The sequence below is a fragment of the Providencia sp. PROV205 genome (assembly GCF_028479505.1).
Taxonomy (GTDB): Bacteria; Pseudomonadota; Gammaproteobacteria; order Enterobacterales; family Enterobacteriaceae; genus Providencia; species Providencia huaxiensis.
Window position 1 is genome coordinate 43,522 of sequence record NZ_JAMPNU010000032.1, and the last position, 19,279, is coordinate 62,800.

Annotated in this window: 12 protein-coding genes; 2 read left to right on the forward strand and 10 right to left on the reverse strand. The window is 43.0% G+C overall.

Features of this window, described 5'->3' with window-relative positions:
• Nucleotides 1-48 precede the first annotated feature (48 nt).
• Nucleotides 49-1,608 carry a sulfatase-like hydrolase/transferase gene (locus PR800_RS17465; RefSeq protein ID WP_102140198.1) on the reverse strand — a complete coding sequence of 520 codons (1,560 nt, stop codon included), beginning with the start codon at nucleotides 1,606-1,608 and terminating at the stop codon, nucleotides 49-51.
• Between the two features lie 909 nt (nucleotides 1,609-2,517).
• Between PR800_RS17465 and pepT the strand changes: the two genes are divergently transcribed.
• Both pepT and dcuC read left to right on the forward strand, forming a co-directional pair.
• Nucleotides 2,518-3,771 carry a peptidase T gene (pepT, locus tag PR800_RS17470; RefSeq protein ID WP_102140199.1) on the forward strand — a complete coding sequence of 418 codons (1,254 nt, stop codon included), beginning with the start codon at nucleotides 2,518-2,520 and terminating at the stop codon, nucleotides 3,769-3,771.
• Entirely contained in the window at nucleotides 3,768-5,141 is a 1,374-nt protein-coding gene (dcuC, locus tag PR800_RS17475) for a C4-dicarboxylate transporter DcuC (RefSeq protein WP_102140200.1), read from the forward strand. Before pepT ends, dcuC begins: the two co-directional genes overlap by 4 nt.
• A gap of 71 nt (nucleotides 5,142-5,212) precedes the next feature.
• Here the strand turns inward: dcuC and PR800_RS17480 are convergent, their stop codons facing one another.
• From PR800_RS17480 to secE, 9 genes are all read right to left on the reverse strand, one after another.
• Nucleotides 5,213-6,163 (reverse strand): hypothetical protein, encoded by a 951-nt coding sequence (locus tag PR800_RS17480; RefSeq protein ID WP_102140201.1) that lies wholly within the window; start codon nucleotides 6,161-6,163, stop codon nucleotides 5,213-5,215.
• A 291-nt stretch (nucleotides 6,164-6,454) separates the two neighbouring features.
• The gene (gene rpoC / locus PR800_RS17485; RefSeq protein ID WP_195698092.1) at nucleotides 6,455-10,678 is read right to left on the reverse strand and encodes a DNA-directed RNA polymerase subunit beta'; all 4,224 of its coding nucleotides are present in this window, start codon (nucleotides 10,676-10,678) and stop codon (nucleotides 6,455-6,457) included.
• Between the two features lie 108 nt (nucleotides 10,679-10,786).
• Nucleotides 10,787-14,815 carry a DNA-directed RNA polymerase subunit beta gene (rpoB, locus tag PR800_RS17490; RefSeq protein ID WP_102140203.1) on the reverse strand — a complete coding sequence of 1,343 codons (4,029 nt, stop codon included), beginning with the start codon at nucleotides 14,813-14,815 and terminating at the stop codon, nucleotides 10,787-10,789.
• 358 nt (nucleotides 14,816-15,173) lie between these two features.
• Entirely contained in the window at nucleotides 15,174-15,539 is a 366-nt protein-coding gene (gene rplL / locus PR800_RS17495; RefSeq protein ID WP_102140204.1) for a 50S ribosomal protein L7/L12, read from the reverse strand.
• 60 nt (nucleotides 15,540-15,599) lie between these two features.
• Nucleotides 15,600-16,097 carry a 50S ribosomal protein L10 gene (rplJ, locus tag PR800_RS17500; protein WP_102140205.1) on the reverse strand — a complete coding sequence of 166 codons (498 nt, stop codon included), beginning with the start codon at nucleotides 16,095-16,097 and terminating at the stop codon, nucleotides 15,600-15,602.
• Between the two features lie 325 nt (nucleotides 16,098-16,422).
• Nucleotides 16,423-17,124, reverse strand: a complete 702-nt coding sequence (gene rplA, locus PR800_RS17505; RefSeq protein ID WP_102140206.1) for a 50S ribosomal protein L1 — start codon at nucleotides 17,122-17,124, stop codon at nucleotides 16,423-16,425.
• Nucleotides 17,125-17,128: 4 nt separating this feature from the next.
• Nucleotides 17,129-17,557, reverse strand: coding sequence for a 50S ribosomal protein L11 (gene rplK / locus PR800_RS17510; RefSeq protein ID WP_004264379.1), 429 nt, complete (start codon nucleotides 17,555-17,557; stop codon nucleotides 17,129-17,131).
• Nucleotides 17,558-17,715: 158 nt separating this feature from the next.
• Nucleotides 17,716-18,261: a transcription termination/antitermination protein NusG gene (gene nusG, locus PR800_RS17515; protein WP_004264378.1), complete on the reverse strand. Its 546-nt coding sequence runs from the start codon at nucleotides 18,259-18,261 to the stop codon at nucleotides 17,716-17,718.
• On the reverse strand, nucleotides 18,262-18,648 hold the full coding sequence (secE, locus tag PR800_RS17520; protein ID WP_004265885.1) for a preprotein translocase subunit SecE: 387 nt from the start codon (nucleotides 18,646-18,648) through the stop codon (nucleotides 18,262-18,264). It lies immediately after the preceding gene.
• Nucleotides 18,649-19,279 lie beyond the last annotated feature (631 nt).

Sequence of the window (19,279 nt, forward strand, 5' to 3'; positions counted from 1 at the left end):
TTTTTAGTTAATGCCACCTAATTTATTAGGCGGCAATTAAGAAATAATTTATTTAACTTCACAAGCTGAAGCTTTTTTATTTAATTTATTTGTTGTAGCTGTAATAAATTCTGTTGGTCTCCAAGAATCACCGGTTTTCTCTAACCACGGTATGAGCTCATCTTTAATTAATTTATCAATAATTGGCGCATTTTCGTCTGCGACATTTTTCATTTGATAAGGGTCATTCACATTATCATAAAGAGTATATTTCAGCGGTTGTCCATCTTGGCGGTCAATAACCAATGTATGCGTTTTCGTTCTCACGCCACGTTTACCAAACGAAGGTTCACCATACGGTATAAATAAATAAAGTTGAGAATTGGCGACATCCCCCTCACCAGTGACTACGCGCTCAGCTAAGTTACTTCCTTCAACTGAGCCAGGGATCCATTGCTCTAACCCTAATAAACCTAAGATCGTTGGGTAGATATCAGGTGCTGACATTAATGCATCATCTTGCCCCGGTTTAATTTTACCCGGTAACCGAAACATCATCGGAACACGCATCGATTCATCATATGGGTTATTCTTTGTCGGCTGGCCATTTGCACCAAGACAACTGCCATGATCAGAGAAGAAAACAACCAATGTATTATCCGCCAGCCCTTGTTTTTCAAGCTCATCAACAATACGACCAAATTGTTCATCAACACCGTTTACCATCGCCAGATATTCTTTAAAGTATTGAGGACCATAACCTTCTTGGTATTCCACATCCCATTTAACATTTGGTCGAGTATTTAACTCTTGCGAGGTTTTTCCTTTATAGGCATCGAGATACTTTTGTGGAACTTGGTCATACGGTGAATGCGGAGGGTTCATTGAAACAACCAGCGCAAATGGCTTGGTATTATCACGATACTGCCCATTTTTATTCTGTAAGAATTTTATGGCCATATCCGCTTCGTGCTCTGGTCCCCATTGGTCTACATAAATAGGTTTTTCACGAGGCGTATCATTGGCCCAATACATTGGTTTCATATGCAGGTCATATGTGCCATAGGAGTACCAAAAATCAAAGCCATGGCGGCGGTTTGGAGCAGCCCATTCATTCCAATAACGCCCTTCCATCGGGTTGTTATAGCTTTCAATGAAAGGGGCATATGGTGCATCTAAATGCCATTTACCAATATACCCCGTACTGTAATCCAATGATTTTAAAACATCAGACCAACAATTGGCATAAGGTGATAAATCAATCCCTACCTTACCGCCATAATCATGAGCGTTGCCTGTGATACCATTACGAACAGGATATTGCCCTGTCATAAACATGCCTCGGAATGGAGAACATAATGGGTAATTAGATGCCATTTGCGTCATCACTTTCGCTTGTTTCGCAAACTTATTTAAATTGGGCGTAATTGACGGGTCTTCTCCCATAAATTGTAAGGCATGGGCACGCATCTCATCGGGGAATACTATCAATAAGTTAGGGGCGTCATCGGGCCGATAAGGCTTAATATTTGAAGGTTTTCCATCACTGGCTAAAATGGGACTAGAAACCGACATTGCTGCACCGCTGGCTGCTAATCCTTTTATAAAGGTTCTGCGCGAAACAGTCATTGCTTCATCCTCTTTTCGTTTACGTTTTCTTTCGTTTTTGGTTAATACATATTATTTATACTTTTACATAAGATCAAAAAGTAAGTGATCGAAAATATCAAAATTCAAGTAGAGATCACAAAAAATGAGCAATATACCAAGAAAAAGCCAACTAACGCACAATAAAAAGATGGTGCCAACTTATTAAAAATAAACACAATAAATTGATTTATAAAAGAAATAAATAATTCAGAGATAATGAGCACAAAAGCTAAATTATGTTTGTAAATTGTATGAAAATGATGCTTTCACCTCATTCATCGAATTTTCATTTACTTTCAATAATGCAAAAAACAGGTAATCCGAAACAATACAAAAAGATAAATTTTTATCACTACCCTATATTCTGTAAAAATTAATCAATATAAGGATAATTATAAAAATTATTCAATTATCTAAAATTAAGAAAAAAATAAAATGCCAAAATATGACTTTAATCATTCATTCCATCTAGTTTTCTATTATTTTTTCAATAAAAATATTTTTTATTTTTAGAGTGAATTATATTTTAATTATCTAACAAAGATATATATTAATTAAATTTAAGATAGGTCAATTTTAAAACTAAGTGTTAAATAAAATATACATCGTGAAAGAAGATTATCACGCTTTAATATCAATAATTTAACAAAGTTATTTAATAAGAAGAATAAGGCAGGAGTAAAGTCGCCCATTCTAATTCATTATTCAAATAATGCCACTATTAATTATCAATTTTATATTCTCACTAGCATTTCTTAGAAAAATTCAACAGGTCTGATATTCAGAATATCTTTAGTTGTGATAAAAGAATAATACTGTGAAATGAAATTACAGCCACAGATATAACTAATGTAAAACGCATTCTATAAGATGCTGGGGAATAAAAGAATGAATATTGTTGAGCGGTTTATTTCTTACACCAAAATTAACACCACCACTGATAGGGAAAAAGGCGCGGCAGGAATTATGCCTTCCTCAGAAGGACAACGCGTCCTTGCAAAACAGCTGGTTCAAGAGCTAGAAGCTCTCGGTGTTGAAGATATTAAGCTGCGTGACACAGCCATTGTCACCGCAACGTTGCCATCTAACCTTGATTATGATGTGCCGACGGTTGCTTTCTTTGGCCACTTAGACACCAGTGCAGAACAAACCAATGACACTAAAGCACAAATCTTGCCATACACCGGTGAAGATTTGTGTATGAATAAGGAGCTTAATATTTATCTACGTAAGAGTGAGTTCCCTGAACTGGTGAATTATATCGGTGATGACATCATTGTCACTGATGGAACTAGCTTATTAGGCGCTGACGATAAAGCCGCCATTGCCTCTATCATGGATATGCTGCAATACTTTAAGCAGAATCCAGAGATTAAACACGGCACAATTAAAATTGGTTTTGTGCCGGATGAAGAGCAAGGGCTACGTGGCGCTAAAGTTTTCGATGTTAAAGAATTCGGTGCTGATTTTGCCTATACCCTCGACTGCTGTGGTATTGGTGAATTAGTTTATGAAAACTGGAATGCAGGTGATGCCGAAATCATCTTTACAGGTAAATCAGCACACCCAATGTCCGCAAAAGGCAAACTGGTTAACTCATTATTAATGGCGCAAAAATTTATTGCCATGTTACCAGGTGGTGAAGCCCCTGAGTATACAGATGGGCGCGAAGGCTATTACTGGGTAAAACAAATGTCAGGTAACAGCGCTCGCACTGTTTTAAAAATGGATGTGCGTGATTTTACCGAAGACGGCTATCGCAAACGTATGGCTTTCTTAAAACAATTAGCAGAGAGCTGCGAAAGCCTTTGGGGCAACGAAAGTGTTGTTTGTAAGCTATCAGACCGCTACTCTAACGTTTACAATAGCCTACAAGGTGACAACCGTTATCCAATCGATATCGCTGTTGATGCCTATCAAGCTTGTGGCATTACGCCAAAAGTGATCCCAATGCGTGGTGGCTATGACGGAGCCGCTTTATCGCAAAATGGATTGCCTTGCCCTAATATCTTCACAGGCGCACATAACTTCCATTCAATCTATGAATACCTGCCAGTGAAATCCCTTTACGCCGCCAGCGATGTACTAAAACAAGTGGTACAAATCACCGCAGAACGCTTCAAACCAGGAGCTAAAGCATGATCCCAATTCTAACGGTTCTGATTATCGTTGTTTTGGTTGCGCGGTTTATTTTGAAGGGATACAAAGCTGAGCCAGTACTGTTAATCGCTGGCTTAGTATTGATGATATTCACCCTAGCCCTTGGCTGGGGGCCTATCCTCCCTAAAAATGTCGCCACCACCGGTATCACTTGGCTCGACCCATTTGAAGTCATGCGAGATTTATTCAGCAGCCGTGCAGCGGATCTCGGTTTAATGATCATGGCATTGATGGGCTTTGCGCACTATATGGACCATATCGGTGCCAATGAAGCGGTAGTTCGTGTTGCAACTAAGCCACTGAAAAATATGCGTTCACCTTACGTATTGCTATTTTTCTCTTTCTTGCTGGCGAGTATCTTGCAATTAGCTATTCCATCAGCGACAGGCTTAGCCGTACTGTTAATGGGTACCATGTTCCCAATTATGATAGGTTTAGGTCTATCACCTGCTTCTGCAGCTGGGGTCATCGCAACGTCTCTTGGGGTAGCCTACACACCAACCGCAATTGATGCTATTCGTGGTGCGAAAGCGGTCGACATGTCTGTCGTTGAGTATGTGCTTTACTATCAGGGCCCTGCAGCGTTAGCTACGGTATTAGTAGTCGGTATTACCCATATTTTCTGGCAACGTCACTGTGACCGTAAGCAAGGCTTTGTTCCCGAGATCGGTAAAGCCATTCAGTCTCATGAAAAAGAGAAAGTGACCAAGTCAGTTCCTGGGTATTATGCACTTCTCCCTATGTTACCCATTATTATGGCGGTAGGAACATCCAATTTGTTCTTTTCCGGTATTCACTTAGATGTCGTGACTATCGTACTGATTGCAATGGCAATCTGTATGGTGATTGAAACTCTTCGTGTACGTAACTTCAAACTGGTTTGTAATGGGTTCCAAACCTTCTTAAACGGAATGGGACACGCATTTAGTAATGTGGTGGGCTTACTGGTTGCAGCTGGGGTATTTGCTCATGGTATCAAAGTCAGTGGTGCTATTGACCAACTGATATTAGGTGCTGAATCTGTTGGTTTACCACCGTTTGCCATGGCGATTGTATTCGCTTTAGTAACCTTAGCAGCCGCAATTATTATGGGCTCTGGTAATGCGCCATTCTTAGCATTCGTTGAACTCATTCCACAAATTGCTCACAGTATGGGCGTTAACCCGATTGCGATGATTTTACCTATGCAACAAGCCTCACACATGGGTCGAGGTATGTCGCCTGTTGCGGGGGTTATTATTGCGGTATCGAGTGGAGCAAAATTACAGCCGTTTGATGTCGTGAAACGAACCGCGGTACCACTCATGGTTGGTTTTGTAGCTCACTGTGCAATTATTGGTATTTTTTACTAATTACTATATTTACCATTCAATAATTAAAGCGGGAAATATTCCCGCTTTTTACTTTTTCTAGCTAACCAATCCTAATGTTTACACTGGCAGTCTGAGGGGTCATCATGTTTGGGATCAGGGCAGCAAGAATCTATTGTCTTTTTTATAATATCAGACAATGTATTCACGGTATTTATAATGAGTGGCAAGTTTTCACAAACAGAGTCGCATTCTGAAAGCCTTCTATCCGGTTTTACTGGTGGCGTTAAGCTATCACACAATATTTCCTGTAAAACCAACGAGAAATTTGCGATCCCAGTGGTATAAATGTATGAGCGTCCGTCGGTTTCTTTGGCTAGTCGTTCATACTCTCGCGTCACGTTATCTCTATCCACCAAGGTCGGAAAGCGATCTAAATTGGTTGGGTTATCATCCGGTGTGCCTTGGTAGGTATACACCTTAATTCCTCTTTCTTGAGCGACGGATATGGCTTCGTTATTTTTTGCGATAGCAGCACGCGTGAGAATTCCACCGCCCCCCTCCATTCCTTCATCACCCAACACAAAAATAGCTCTACGCGCATCATCTCGCCAGTCAAAATGTTTACTTATATCAATAACCGCCCGACATAAATCCTCTTTATTTCCAGCATGATCTCGCCCATCGGATTCTTTAAACGGCAATCTAGCCTGTAGGTCCCTTTCGTTCGCGCCTGTTTTGATTAAATATTCACTGGCAGATTGGTCGAACTTTGTATTTGCCCAAGTCCCTTCGATACCTAAAAATGTCGCCCGAAGGTGGGATGGACACTTTGCTGATGCAGCCTCAATCGTCGCATCAATCTGTTTGCTTAAATCCCCAGCTTCATCAGACATTGAACCACTCGTATCAATAACAACAACTAAGTCTAATGCAATTTGCCCGTTTCCCGTCACGATCTGAGATGTATTCATTACTCCTAATGAATTTGATAGTAATCCATAATAATCCGAAAGGTTGGTTTGATTTGCATCGGTCTGTTCATTTGTCTTTTCTTTATCCATCGCATATTCCTTTTATTTATTTCTATTAAATATTTTTAAAATAATTTTTTATTATTGTTTTTATTACCATTTCTTTTTAATCAAGCAATTTATTATTACTTCTTTTTAGTGCTCGATATATTTCAAAAATAGAAATACGTATTCAAATAAACTAACACCATAAAAAGACTTTATTGGTGGGCTGATTGATTTTAATTAGGAAAAATTAATTGATAAAAATCATTAGATATAAAAAAAGCCAGTACCTTTCGGCACTGGCTTCAATCAGGAATTTTACAGTAAAATCAGAAATTAGTTCTGATTGTCACTGCTGAAACCTGCATTTAACAGCTCAGCTAAGTTCGCTGTTGCTTCATCTGCACTCACTTGTGGTGCTTCCACAACATCGTTCAGATGACGGCGACGGATACGGTCTTGGTGATACGCAAAACCAGTACCTGCTGGGATCAGACGTCCAACAATAACGTTTTCTTTCAGACCACGTAATTCATCACGTTTACCAGCAACCGCAGCTTCAGTCAGTACGCGCGTCGTTTCTTGGAACGATGCTGCTGAGATAAAGGATTCTGTTGCCAGAGATGCCTTAGTAATACCCAACAGGTCACGAGCAAAGTTAGCTGGAATTTTACCTTCAGTTTCCAGTTTACGATTCGAAACTTTAACACGTGAGTACTCGACTTGTTCACCTTCGAGGAATTCAGAGCTTCCTGCATCCGCGATAGTGACTTTACGCAGCATCTGACGAACGATAACTTCAATGTGTTTATCGTTAATCTTAACGCCTTGTAAGCGGTAAACTTCCTGAACCTCGTTCGTGATATAACGCGTAACAGCATGGACACCACGCAGACGCAGAATATCGTGTGGAGATTCTGGACCATCCGAAACTACGTCACCGCGTTCAACGATCTCACCTTCGAACACGTTGAGCTGACGCCATTTAGGGATCATCTCTTCGTACGGATCGCTACCATCTAATGGTGTGATAACCAGACGACGTTTCCCTTTGGTTTCTTTACCAAACGAGATAATACCGCTGATTTCAGCCAAGATTGCAGGCTCTTTCGGACGACGTGCTTCGAACAAGTCAGCTACGCGTGGCAGACCACCCGTGATATCTTTAGTACCCACAGATTCTTGTGGAATACGCGCTAAGGTATCACCCGCATTGATAGCAACGCCATCGTCTAACTGAACAATTGCTTTACCCGGTAAGAAGTACTGAGTTGGCATGTCTGTGTTAGGGATAAGAACATCGTTACCTTTTGCGTCAATTACACGCAATGCAGGACGTAGGTCTTTACCACCACTGGTACGTTCCGCAGTATCGAGAACAACAATTGAAGACAGACCGGTTAATTCATCAGTCTGACGTGTCATTGTTTGACCATCAAGCATGTCAGAGAAGCTGATGAAACCAGACACTTCACTGACGACTGGCATGGTATGTGGATCCCAGTTCGCAACAGTTTCACCGCCCGTTACTGCATCGCCATCGCCTTTCGTCAAGTGCGCACCGTAAGGGACTTTATAGCTTTCTTTCGTACGGCCAAATTCATCAACCAGACGCAATTCAGTATTACGTGAAGTAATAACCAGTTTGCCTTCTGTGTTAGTAACGAATTTCGCGTTAACCAGTTTCAGAGTACCTGTGTTACGGACTTGAATGCTAGATTCTGCCGCCGCACGAGATGCCGCACCCCCGATGTGGAACGTACGCATCGTTAACTGTGTACCCGGCTCACCGATTGACTGTGCCGCGATAACCCCGATAGCTTCACCTTTGTTGATGATATGACCACGAGCAAGGTCACGACCATAACAGTGAGCACACACACCGAAGTCAGTTTCACAACTTACAACTGAACGAACTTTAACGCTGTCGACGGAGTTAGCTTCTAACAGGTCACACAGTTTTTCGTGCAGTAATGTATTACGTGGAACCAGAATGTCCGCAGTTCCTGGGATCAGGATATCTTCTGCAGTCACACGACCCAGTACACGCTCACGCAGTGGTTCTTTAACGTCGCCACCCTCGATAACCGGAGTCATCAGGATACCTTCGAGAGTTCCACAGTCGTCTTCAGTCACAACCAAGTCCTGTGCAACGTCGACTAAACGACGAGTCAGATAACCGGAGTTTGCTGTTTTCAATGCGGTATCGGCAAGACCTTTACGCGCACCGTGCGTAGAAATAAAGTACTGGAGAACGTTCAGACCTTCACGGAAGTTTGCCGTGATAGGTGTTTCGATGATGGAACCATCTGGCTTAGCCATCAGACCACGCATACCCGCTAACTGACGGATCTGAGCGGCGGAACCACGAGCACCTGAGTCAGCCATCATAAAGATGCTGTTGAAAGAAACTTGTTGCTCTTCTACACCATCACGGTTGATGACAGTTTCAGTTGACAAGTTTTCCATCATCGCTTTAGCAACACGTTCGTTTGCTGCGGCCCAGATATCGATAACTTTATTGTAACGTTCGCCTGCTGTAACCAGACCTGACTGGAACTGTTCCTGAATTTCTGCAACTTCGGCTTCTGCTTCGGCGATGATCCCAGCTTTTTTCTCTGGAATAACCATATCGTCGATACCAACCGATGCACCAGAACGTGCCGCATAGGCAAAACCGGTATACATGATTTGGTCAGCAAAAATAACCGTAGGCTTCAGGCCCAGAACACGGTAACAGGTGTTCAGCATTTTAGAGACCGCTTTTTTACCTAACGCCTGGTTAACCAGTTCATAAGGTAGACCTTTCGGTACGATCATCCATAAAATTGCACGACCAACAGTGGTGTCAACTAAACCAGTGTTGATTGTGATGTTACCTTCCGAATCTTTTACTTCTTCAGTAATACGGACTTTAACGCGGGCATGCAGTGAAGCATGACCTGAACGGTAAACACGCTCAGCTTCTTTAGGACCGGCTAATACCATGCCCTCGCCTTTCGCGTTTACGCAGTCACGTGTCATGTAGTAAAGACCCAATACAACGTCCTGTGAAGGAACGATGATAGGCTCACCACTTGCAGGTGACAGGATGTTGTTGGTTGACATCATCAACGCACGTGCTTCTAACTGAGCTTCCAAAGTCAGAGGAACGTGTACCGCCATTTGGTCACCATCGAAGTCGGCGTTATATGCCGCACAAACGAGTGGGTGCAATTGGATAGCTTTACCTTCGATAAGAATAGGTTCGAAAGCTTGGATACCCAGACGGTGAAGTGTTGGTGCACGGTTCAGCATGACTGGGTGTTCACGGATAACTTCATCCAAGATATCCCAAACAACCGCTTCTTCGCGCTCAACCATTTTCTTCGCAGCTTTAATGGTTGTTGCCAGACCACGTAATTCTAATTTGCCGTAGATGAATGGTTTGAATAACTCAAGAGCCATTTTCTTCGGCAGACCGCACTGATGCAGACGCAGGTATGGACCTACGGTGATAACAGAACGACCTGAGTAGTCAACACGCTTACCAAGTAAGTTCTGACGGAAACGACCTTGTTTACCTTTGATCATATCTGCCAAAGATTTCAGAGGACGTTTGTTAGAACCAGTGATTGCGCGACCACGACGACCGTTATCTAACAGGGCGTCAACCGCTTCTTGCAGCATACGTTTTTCGTTACGTACGATGATGTCTGGCGCAGCCAGATCCAGAAGACGTTTCAGACGGTTATTACGGTTGATTACGCGACGATACAGATCGTTCAGATCTGATGTTGCGAAACGACCACCATCCAGTGGAACTAATGGACGCAGATCCGGTGGTAATACTGGTAATACGTTTAAGATCATCCACTCTGGTTTGTTACCAGATTGAATGAATGCTTCCAGCAGTTTGATACGCTTGGTCAGCTTCTTACGCTTAGTTTCAGAGTTAGTTTCGTTTAACTCTTCGCGCAGGGTTTCACACTCGTTCTCAAGATCGAGGTTTTTCAGCAGGCCTTGGATTGCTTCCGCACCCATTTTCGCATCAAATTCGTCACCGAACTCTTCCAACGCATCTAAATATTGCTCTTCTGTCAGAATCTGTGCACGCTCAAGGCTAGTCATACCGCCTTCAACAACAACATATGATTCAAAGTACAGAACGCGTTCGATATCACGCAGTGGCATATCGAGCAGTAAACCGATACGGGATGGCAGTGATTTTAAGAACCAAATATGTGCAGTCGGAGAAGCAAGTTCAATGTGCCCCATGCGCTCACGACGGACTTTGGTCTGTGTAACTTCAACGCCACACTTCTCACAAATCACACCACGGTGTTTTAAACGTTTGTACTTACCGCACAGACATTCGTAGTCTTTTACTGGCCCGAAAATACGCGCACAGAAAAGACCATCACGCTCAGGCTTGAACGTACGGTAGTTAATGGTTTCTGGCTTTTTAACTTCACCGAATGACCATGAACGGATCATATCAGGTGATGCCAGAGCAATCTTGATAGCATCAAACTCTTCGGTCTTGGTTTGCGCTTTCAGAAACTTTATTAAGTCTTTCACAAAATGCTCCTGTCGGAGTTAGACCTGTCAGGTGAGTGTTCAAAGACACTCTCCCCAAATCCCAGTGCTTACATGTGCCGAAAGGCGAACCTTTCGGCATAAAACGAATTACTCGTCTTCCAGCTCGATGTTGATACCCAGAGAACGGATTTCTTTCAGCAATACGTTGAAAGATTCCGGCATACCAGGTTCCATCTGATGGCTGCCATCGACGATGTTTTTATACATCTTCGTACGGCCGTTAACGTCATCCGATTTAACTGTAAGCATTTCTTGAAGAGTATAGGCTGCACCGTATGCTTCCAGTGCCCACACTTCCATCTCCCCGAAACGCTGACCACCGAACTGCGCTTTACCACCCAGCGGTTGCTGAGTAACCAAGCTATAAGAACCAGTTGAACGGGCGTGCATCTTATCGTCAACCAAGTGGTTCAGTTTCAGCATATACATATAACCAACGGTAACTTGACGCTCAAATTTCTCGCCAGTACGACCATCGAATAATGTAATCTGACCTGAAGTTGGCAGACCACCCAATTTCAGCAGTTCTTTGATTTCTTTCTCTTTCGCACCATCAAATACTGGTGTCGCAATTGGCATACCTTTTTTCAGGTTCTCAGCCAAACGCATAACTTCTTCGTCAGAGAAAGTATTCAAGTCAACTTTCTGGCGTGGATCATCACCTAAATCGTACGCTTTTTGGATAAACTCACGCAGTTTGGCAACTTCTTCTTGCTGTTTAAGCATAGCATTGATTTTCTCACCAATACCTTTCGCAGCCATCCCTAAGTGGGTTTCCAAAATCTGACCGATGTTCATACGTGATGGTACGCCCAGCGGGTTCAGAACGATGTCAACTGGGTTACCGTTTTCATCATAAGGCATGTCTTCAACTGGGTTGATTTTTGAGATAACACCTTTGTTACCATGGCGACCCGCCATTTTATCACCCGGTTGAATTTGACGTTTAACCGCCAGATAAACCTTAACAATTTTCAGTACACCAGGTGCTAAGTCATCACCTTGAGTAATTTTACGACGTTTTGCATCGAGTTTTTTCTCAAACTCAGATTTCAGTTCGTCATACTGTTCAGCTAATTGCTCTAACTGGTTTTGCTTCTCTTCGTCTGCTAAAGATAACTCTAACCAACGATCGCGAGGCAGTTTGTCCAGTTTTTCAGCTTCAATTCCGCCGTTAACCAGTACAGAACGGATACGAGCAAACAGGCCAGCTTCGAAAATACGCAGCTCTTCTGTTAAGTCTTTCTTCGCATCACGTAACTGAGTTTCTTCGATCTCTAATGCACGTTTGTCTTTCTCTACACCGTCACGGGTAAATACTTGTACGTCAATAACCGTACCAGAAACACCGTTAGGAACACGTAAAGAAGAGTCTTTAACGTCTGATGCTTTTTCACCGAAGATAGCACGTAACAGTTTCTCTTCTGGCGTCAGCTGAGTTTCACCTTTAGGTGTGACTTTACCAACCAGAATGTCGCCGCCTTTCACTTCCGCACCGATATACACGATACCGGATTCGTCAAGTTTAGACAGAGCAGCTTCACCGACGTTTGGAATATCTGCAGTGATTTCTTCAGGCCCTAATTTAGTGTCACGAGACACACAAGAGAGTTCCTGAATATGAATAGTAGTGAAACGGTCTTCTTGAACAACACGCTCAGAAACTAAGATGGAGTCTTCGAAGTTATAACCATTCCATGGCATGAATGCCACGCGCATGTTTTGACCAAGTGCTAATTCGCCGAGGTCTGTTGAAGGACCATCTGCTAACACGTCACCACGTTCAACTGGCTCACCTAAAGATACGCAAGGCATCTGGCTAATACAGGTGTTCTGGTTAGAACGAGTATATTTAGTCAGGTTATAAATATCGATTCCAGCTTCGCCCGGATACATCTCATCTTCGTTAACTTTGATAACGATACGAGACGCATCAACGTACTGAACTGAACCACCACGTCTTGCAACAGCGGTAACACCTGAGTCAACCGCTACTGCACGTTCCATACCCGTACCAACTAATGGTTTGTCAGCACGCAGAGTAGGAACCGCTTGACGTTGCATGTTCGCACCCATCAATGCACGGTTGGCGTCATCGTGTTCAAGGAATGGGATCAGTGACGCACCAACAGAAACAACCTGTTGAGTCGAAACGTCCATATACTCAACCTGTTCACGGCTGAATAAACTTGATTCACCTTTGTTACGGCAAGTAATCAGTTCTTCAACGAAGCTACCATCATCACCTAAAACGGTGTTTGCCTGAGCAATGATGAAGTTACCTTCTTCAATTGCAGACAGATAATGGATTTCGTCTGTAACTAGACCATCACGCACTAAACGGTATGGGGTTTCTAAGAAACCATACTCATTGGTCTGTGCATAAACAGATAATGAGTTGATCAGACCGATGTTCGGACCTTCAGGCGTTTCGATAGGACAGACACGACCGTAGTGAGTTGGGTGAACGTCACGTACTTCGAAGCCCGCACGCTCACGAGTCAGACCACCTGGGCCTAACGCAGAGATACGACGTTTGTGCGTAATTTCAGACAGTGGGTTGTTCTGGTCCATAAATTGGGACAGCTGGCTAGAACCAAAGAACTCTTTCACTGCGGCTGAAATTGGTTTCGCGTTGATCATATCTTGTGGCATTAATGCATCGAGGTCGCCCAGAGAAAGACGCTCTTTCACTGCACGCTCAACACGAACCAGACCTACACGGAATTGGTTCTCAGCCATTTCGCCAACGGAACGAATACGACGGTTACCTAAGTGGTCGATATCATCCACTTCGCCTTTACCGTTACGGATATCGATGAGTTTACGCATAACATCAATGATGTCTTCTTCACTCAGGATACCTGAACCTTCAATTTCTTCACGGTTCAGTGAACGGTTGAACTTCATACGACCTACCGCAGACAAGTCGTAACGGTCTTCAGAGAAGAACAGGTTCTCGAACAGGTTTTCTGCAGCTTCGCGGGTTGGTGGCTCACCAGGACGCATCATGCGGTAGATTTCTACCAATGCACTCAGACGGTCGTTAGTTGGGTCGACACGAACGGTTTCAGAAATGTAAGCACCGTGGTCTAAGTCATTGGTAAACAATGTTTCGATTGTTTTATGACCAGACTGGCTCAGACGTGCCAACATGTCTAAAGAAAGTTCCATGTTCGCTGCACAAATCAGCTCACCGGTGCTTTCATCAATGTAGTCTCTAGCAACAACTTTACCTGCGATATATTCAACAGGTACTTCGATGCTATTGATTTCTTCTTTTTCTAACTGACGGATATGACGTGCAGTGATACGGCGGCCTTTTTCTACATAGACTTTACCGTTCGCTTCGATATCAAAAGAAGCAGTTTCACCACGCAGACGCTCAGGAACCAGCGTCATCATCAGTTTATTATCACGGATTTGGAATACAGTTTTGTCGAAGAACAGATTTAAGATTTCTTCGGTGTTGTAATCCATTGCACGCAGAATAATGGTCGCAGGTAATTTACGGCGACGGTCAATACGTACAAACAGGTTATCTTTCGGGTCAAATTCGAAATCAAGCCATGAACCACGGTAAGGGATAATACGTGCGTTATAAAGCACTTTACCTGAAGAGTGTGTTTTACCTTTATCGCTGTCAAAGAATACACCCGGACTACGGTGTAACTGAGAAACGATAACACGCTCAGTACCGTTGATAACGAAAGTTCCGTTTTCAGTCATGAGTGGAATTTCACCCATGTAGACTTCTTGTTCTTTGATGTCTTTAACAGTTCCTTCCGGTGCTTCACGCTCATAAACGATGAGACGCAATTTCACACGCAAAGGCGCAGAGTAAGTTACACCGCGAATTTGACATTCTTTAACATCAAAAACAGGCTCGCCTAAACGATAGCTGACATATTGTAATTCAGCATTACCGCTGTAGCTCTGAATTGGAAACACAGAACGGAAAGCTGCTTCCAGCCCATTCTGGCCATCAGGATCTTGCTCGATAAACTTCTGGAACGAGTCAAGTTGGATAGAAAGGAGATAAGGTATGTCCAAAACTTGTGGACGTTTACCAAAATCCTTACGAATACGTTTTTTCTCGGTATAGGAGTAAACCATAGGTTTCCTCAGCTCGTTGATCAGTGACCCAAGTGGTTAGCTCTTAATGTAAGAGACTGAACCGCAACGCGTTTTTTATAAGAAACGGAAAATGAATACTTTCCTTAATACTCATTGCTATTACTCTTAAATCATTTCATTGCGTCACTTTTGCTACCGAGCTACCCGAGCGGGTCGTAGCGAAGAACACAGTATATTAAGTCGTCAATAGAAAGAAGTATTGGAGGGTTGTTGTTAACATTAAAACTGCGTGAAAAGCTGTTAACACCCATCACGCTTTACAGCGCAAAAAGGCTGGTGATTAAAAAATCACCAGCCATCAGCCTAATTAGACTAGGCTGCGTTCTTGAAATTGAACTTATTTAAGTTCAACAGAAGCGCCTGCTTCTTCAAGAGCTTTCTTCAGAGTTTCAGCTTCATCTTTGCTTGCAGCTTCTTTGATAGTAGCTGGAGCAGATTCTACCATGTCTTTAGCTTCTTTTAAGCCAAGACCGGTTGCGCCGCGTACTGCTTTGATAACTGCAACTTTGTTACCGCCGATAGCAGACAGAACAACGTCGAACTCAGTTTTTTCTTCAGCAGCTTCAGCTGGGCCCGCAGCAACAGCAACAGCTGCAGCAGCAGAAACGCCGAATTTTTCTTCCATCATAGTAATCAGTTCAACAACGTCCATTACAGACATTTCTGCAACTGCATCAAGGATTTGGTCTTTAGTGATAGACATAACAAGTGTTCCTAAAATTCAGAAATAGTTTATACGTTAAAAAGCAACGAAGGAAAGGGCTTATGCAGCTTCTTTCTGATCGCGCAGAGCAGCCAGAGTACGAACCAATTTGCCGGCAGCGGCTTCTTTCATGGTTGCCATCAGGCGTGCGATTGCTTCATCGTAAGTTGGGAGAGTTGCCAGACGATCGATATCTTTCGCTTGGATTAACTCACCTTCAAAGGCCGCAGCTTTAATCTCAAATGCTGGATTCGCTTTCGCGAACTCTTTGAACAGACGAGCGCCAGCGCCCGGGTGTTCGTTAGAGAAAGCAATTAAGGTTGGACCGACAAACACGTCTTTCAGTACATCATAAGAAGTACCTTCAACAGCACGGCGGATCAGTGTATTACGAACAACACGGATATAAACGCCAGCTTCGCGACCTGCTTTACGCAGTTCAGTCATTTTTGCTACAGTTACGCCGCGTGAATCGGCAACAACTGCAGAAAGCGCGCCTTTGGCTACTTCGCTGACTTCAGCAACAATCGCTTGTTTGTCTTGAAGATTTAGTGCCATTAGCTTCTTGCTCCTGGATTAACCGGGAAACCCCGGGACTCACATCACTCAGATACAACATGTACTTGAGCGCTAAAACACGGTGAGCAGAATAGAAATCCAGAATTAAATTCTAGGTATCTCTGTCACCGTCTACGCAGGTAAATTAAGTAGCTAATATAACCACACCTGCGGTCTTGGACGGGGTCTGGAAAGGCCAGACTCCATACCGAAATTTGTGGTTTGTTGAGTATATCGCTATACCCAACAAACTCAAGGCGTCAAATTTTATACAAAATTGACGCAAAGGTAAAGCCTAATTACTGATTAGCCGAAGCTATAGCAATTAAACTGTCGCTGACAGACCCGCTTGGTCAACAGCAACACCTGCACCCATAGTGGTAGACAGGCTAACTTTCTTGATGAAAACACCTTTAGCTGAAGCTGGTTTTGCTTTTTTCAGTGCAATCAGCAGAGCTTCTAAGTTTTCTTTCAGTTTGTCAGCGTCGAAATCAACTTTACCGATAGTGGTATGGATGATTCCGTTTTTGTCGTTACGGTAACGAACCTGACCTGCTTTAGCATTGTTAACTGCTTCAGCAACGTTAGGAGTTACAGTACCAACTTTCGGGTTTGGCATCAGACCACGTGGGCCCAGAACTTGACCTAATTGTCCAACAACGCGCATTGCATCTGGAGAAGCAATAACAACGTCAAAGTCCATTTCACCAGCTTTGATTTTATCAGCCAGATCTTCCATACCTACCAGTTCAGCGCCTGCAGCTTTAGCAGCTTCAGCGTTTGCGCCTTGTGCGAACACAGCAACGCGAACTGAACGGCCAGTACCGTGTGGCAGTACAGTTGCACCGCGAACGTTTTGGTCAGATTTACGAGCATCGATGCCCAGGTTGATAGCTACGTCAACGCTTTCTACGAATTTAGCAGTTGCTAATTCTTTCAGCAGTGCAACGGCTTCATTGATGTCATACTGTTTAGTTACATCAACTTTCTCACGGATATTGCGCATGCGCTTAGTCAGTTTAGCCATTGTCTTAGTCCTCCACTACCAGGCCCATGGAACGAGCAGTACCTTCAATTGAACGCATCATTGCGTCAACATCAGCACCAGTCATGTCCGCAGCTTTAGTTTCAGCGATTTCGCGAATCTGAGCAGAGGTCACTTTACCAACTTTATCTTTGTTAGGCTTGCCTGAACCAGACTTAACGCCAGCTGCTTTTTTCAGCAGAACTGCTGCAGGTGGAGTTTTGGTAACGAAAGTGAAAGAACGGTCTGCGTAAACAGTAATAACAACAGGAATTGGTAAACCTTTTTCCAGGCTGTCTGTTTTTGCGTTGAACGCTTTACAGAATTCCATGATGTTAACACCTTGTTGACCCAGTGCTGGACCAACCGGTGGACTTGGGTTCGCCATACCAGCTGCAACTTGCAGCTTAACGTAGGCTTGAACTTTCTTAGCCATGATATTTCCTCTAGATGGGTGATAGCGCCTTACGGTTTGCAAGGCTCCCCGTTACATTAAACATGCCCCGCACATTAATTTGTGCCGAACATAAAAACAAAAGGCGCGAAATTGTAGTCAAATTTCACGCCTTTTGCAAGTCAGTTTTGTCGTTTAGATTAGGCTTTCTCTACCTGACCAAAATCCAATTCGACTGGAGTTGCACGACCAAAGATAGAAACAGAGACTTTCAAGCGGCTCTTTTCATAATCAATTTCTTCAACAACACCGTTAAAGTCAGCAAATGGGCCTTCGCTAACACGAACCATTTCACCTGGTTCAAACAGTGTTTTCGGACGTGGCTTATCACCAACTTGTTGTAAGCGGTTCATAATAGCATCAACTTCTTTATCGCTAATTGGCGCTGGACGATCTGACGTTCCGCCAATGAACCCCATTACACGCGGTACACTACGTACTAAGTGCCAAGAGTCATCATTCATGACCATTTGGACTAAGACATAGCCTGGGAAGAATTTGCGTTCACTCTTACGGCGCTGACCGCTACGGATTTCAACAACTTCTTCTGTTGGAACCATAACTTCGCCAAAAGAATCTTCCATAGCATGTAATTTGATATGTTCACGTAAAGACTGTGCTACGCGACCTTCAAAACCAGAGAATGCCTGAATGACATACCAGCGCTTTTTAGGTGAATCGGACATTTAGAATAACCTCAGGCTTGTAATAAATGAAACTAAACGCACCAGGATACCATCGAGTCCCCACAGTATTAATGACATTACAGCCGTTACTGCAGCAACAATTAAAGTAGTTTGTAATGTTTCCTGGCGAGTAGGCCAAATGACTTTTCTCATCTCGACGCGAGCTTCGCGTGCAAACGCCAGTGTAGCTTTACCTTTTGTGGTCCATAAAGCGACAGCACCTGCAATAGCGACAACAGCCACAACTGCAAAAGCACGCAGCGCGAGATTATATTGACGGAAGTAATAATTACCAACAATAGCAATTATTAATAAGGCACAGACAATGACCCACTTGAAGATGTCTGCACTGCGTCCACTTCCTTGAGCTTCGCTATTCGCACTCATAATTCAACCTGTTACCATGAAGTATGTACAAAGCCTGCTTGTTTACAAAGGTAAAACAACCAAGCCAAACCAATAGAATATGCCAACATATCCCTCAATTACTACAAACTAAGCCTGCAAAATTTGATAGGGATATCAATAGCATCACCTGCGATCTAAAAGTAATTAGCCTTGTTAATGGAGGTAATTAGCGTTATTCGTTCTGCAAATACAACAAGTTGCAGTAACATTTTATTTCGCAAGTACTACTTGTATGTCAGTACTATCACTTTACAAGTGTTACCCATTTCACAAGTGCTATTCCATTTTGCAGGAATTTCAGCATGCTCAGCAAATTTTTAACTGCACCAAGTAAGAAAATAACTTTCTTTTTGTGGCAGCGGTAAAATATACCATATCTTCCGAGCAAAACCTTAATAAATCTCATATAACTGCGTAAAGGAACCTGTGCAGTTATCAATTCGTTATTTCAGAGCCTATCTCACCAATAATTATACAAATGATTGATGAGATAGGTTCTTCATTTTGCAACGTCTGAATTTTGCAATGCCTAAATTTTGTAACGTATAAAAAGGACGTCTATTAGACGCCCTTTTTTACTAAGTAGTTCTTTCTTATTCAGAAAGAGCGG